Raw genomic sequence first — 2,574 nt, forward strand, 5'->3', positions numbered from 1 at the left:
TCTTGGGTCCCGGCGCGGGCGGCGGCGCCGGACGCGGTTCCTCGGGCAGCAGCCACAGCAGCCCGACGACCACGGCACACCCGGCGACCGAGGCGATCAGCACCCGCCGCAGAACGTGGGAGCGGCGCCTGCGAGCCTCCGCCACCAGGGACGTACCCGGGCTCCGCTGTTCGTTCTCCATGGCGCTCACTGTGCGTCAGTACGACGACCACATCCCGGCACCGAAAGCCGTGCGCGGACGGGGTTCACACCGATGGCCGTGGGTGCGACGCTGTGATCATGAGCCGTATCGAAGCGCCTCGCGACCACGACACCGGACCCCTTCTCGACCGCCTGCTGACCGGTCTGCCCGCCGAGGCCGTCCTCACCGACCCGGACGTCACGGTCTCGTACGCCAACGACATGGCGAGCTTCTGCCCGTCCGGCACCCCCGCCGTCGTCGTGCTGCCGCGCACGGTCGAACAGGTCCAGCACGTGATGCGCGTCGCCACCGAACTGCGGATCCCGGTCGTCCCGCAGGGCGCCCGCACCGGCCTGTCGGGCGCGGCCAACGCGTCCGAGGGCTGCGTCGTGCTGTCCCTCGTCAAAATGGACCGCATCCTGGAGATCAGCCCGGTCGACCGCATCGCGGTCGTCGAGCCGGGCGTCATCAACGCCACCCTCTCCCGCGCGGTCAACGAGTACGGCCTCTGCTACCCGCCCGACCCCTCCAGCTGGGAGATGTGCACCATCGGCGGCAACATCGGCACCGCCTCGGGCGGGCTGTGCTGCGTGAAGTACGGGGTGACGGCCGAGTACGTCCTCGGCCTGGACGTGGTGCTGGCCGACGGACGGCTCATGACCACGGGCCGGCGTACGGCCAAGGGTGTCGCCGGGTACGACCTGACCCGGCTGTTCGTCGGCTCGGAGGGCTCGCTCGGCATCGTGGTGAAGGCGGTCCTGGCGCTGAAGCCGCAGCCGCCCCAACAGCTGGTCCTGGCAGCCGAGTTCGGGTCCGCCGCCGCCGCGTGCGACGCCGTGTGCCGGATCATGGAGGGCGGGCACGTGCCGTCCCTCCTCGAACTGATGGACCGTACGACCGTCAAGGCCGTCAACGACCTCGCGCACATGGGACTGCCGGAGACCACGGAGGCGCTGCTCCTCGCCGCCTTCGACACGGCGGACCCCGCCGCCGACCTGGCCGCCGTAGGAGCCCTCTGCGAGGCCGCGGGGGCCACCCAGGTGGTGCCCGCCGAGGACGCGGCCGAGTCCGAACTCCTCCTCCAGGCACGGCGGTTGTCGCTCACCGCGCTCGAAGCGGTCAAGGGCACGACGATGATCGACGACGTGTGCGTGCCCCGGTCGCGGCTCGGCGAGATGCTCGACGGGGTGGAACGGATCGGCGAGAAGTACCAGTTGACGATTGGCGTCTGCGCACACGCCGGCGACGGCAACACCCACCCCACCGTCTGCTTCGACGCGCAGGACCCCGACGAGTCCCGGCGGGCCCGCGAGTCCTTCGACGAGATCATGGCCCTCGGCCTGGAACTCGGCGGCACCATCACCGGCGAACACGGCGTCGGCGTCCTGAAGAAGGAGTGGCTGGCCCGCGAGATCGGGCCGGTGGGCGTGGAGATGCAGCGGGCGGTCAAGGCGACCTTCGACCCGCTGGGCATCCTCAACCCGGGCAAGCTCTTCTGAACCCGAACCTCCCTACGGCTCACTCCCCGTCCCGCGACTCGTCCGACGGCCACGGGTCGCGCAGCCACAGGTCGTCGGCCGGGGTCGGTGCGAGCAGCTCGGCGAGGCCGTCGTCGATGCCGAGCTGCTCCGCCTCAGAGCCCGGGGGGACCACCCGGAGGGTGCGTTCCAGCCACGCCGACACCTGGGCCGCCGGGGCCTCCAGGAGGGCGTCCCCGTCGGGTGAACTCAGCGCCATCAGGACGACGCTGCGCCCCTCCACCTTCGTCGGCCACACCCGCACGTCCCCGTGCCCGCACGGCCGGAACACCCCCTCCACGAGCAGTTCGCGGGCGAACGTCCAGTTCACGGGGTGCTCGGAGGTGATGTGGAAGGAGATGTGGACGGCGTACGGGTCGTCCGTGCGGTAGCTGAGCCGCGCCGGAACGGGAATGCTCCGTTCCGGCGACAGGATCAGCTTCAGCTCCAACTCCCGCTCTACCACTGTGTGCATGACGTGTCCTCTCGCGCTCACGGGACCCTTCGGTGGGCCCGTACGAGTGAGAGGGCGTGCGGCCCGAAGCATTACGCGGGTTCGGGAATCTTTTTTTTCCGCGAGGCTTCGCGAAGGCTTCGCGGGGCTTCGGGGCGTGTGGACTCCGTGCACGAGCTTGCCCGGAAAGGGGTGGGTCCGGCGGGACGGGCAGTGGCGGTCGCACGGGTCTGATAGATGTGGACACCCTCATTCGACCTCCGAGCAGATACGGGACGACGGACATGAGCGCCCCAACCCCGGCACCCGGTGACGACAGGCCCCGCGAGGGGTACTACCCGGACCCGTCCATTCCTGGATACGTCCGGTACTGGAACGGCGCGGCCTGGGTGCCCGGCACCAGCCGCCCGGCGCCGTCGGAC

Annotated in this window: 3 protein-coding genes and 1 pseudogene; 2 read left to right on the top strand and 2 right to left on the bottom strand. The window is 70.7% G+C overall.

The annotated features are described in order from the left end of the window. Positions 1-181: pseudogene (locus tag R6V09_RS50625) on the bottom strand (hypothetical protein); the annotation flags it as partial. Between the two features lie 92 nt (positions 182-273). On the opposite strand from R6V09_RS50625, the gene R6V09_RS50630 reads away from it, so the two are divergent. Then, entirely contained in the window at positions 274-1,680 is a 1,407-nt protein-coding gene (locus R6V09_RS50630; protein ID WP_317888169.1) for an FAD-binding oxidoreductase, read from the top strand. A gap of 19 nt (positions 1,681-1,699) precedes the next feature. Here R6V09_RS50630 and R6V09_RS50635 read toward each other — a convergent pair whose 3' ends face one another. Continuing rightward, positions 1,700-2,173, bottom strand: coding sequence for an SsgA family sporulation/cell division regulator (locus R6V09_RS50635; RefSeq protein ID WP_317888170.1), 474 nt, complete (start codon positions 2,171-2,173; stop codon positions 1,700-1,702). A gap of 263 nt (positions 2,174-2,436) precedes the next feature. On the opposite strand from R6V09_RS50635, the gene R6V09_RS50640 reads away from it, so the two are divergent. Further along, positions 2,437-2,574, top strand: a 138-nt coding sequence (locus R6V09_RS50640) for a DUF2510 domain-containing protein (protein WP_317888171.1), incomplete at its 3' end; no start/stop codon positions are given.

Source organism: Streptomyces sp. W16 (assembly GCF_033194735.1).
GTDB lineage: Bacteria > Actinomycetota > Actinomycetes > Streptomycetales > Streptomycetaceae > Streptomyces.

Bases quoted from the DNA above. Each gene is read 5' to 3' on its own strand.
- R6V09_RS50635 (WP_317888170.1), bottom strand. From the start codon at position 2,173: ATGCACACAGTGGTAGAGCGGGAGTTGGAGCTGAAGCTGATCCTGTCG.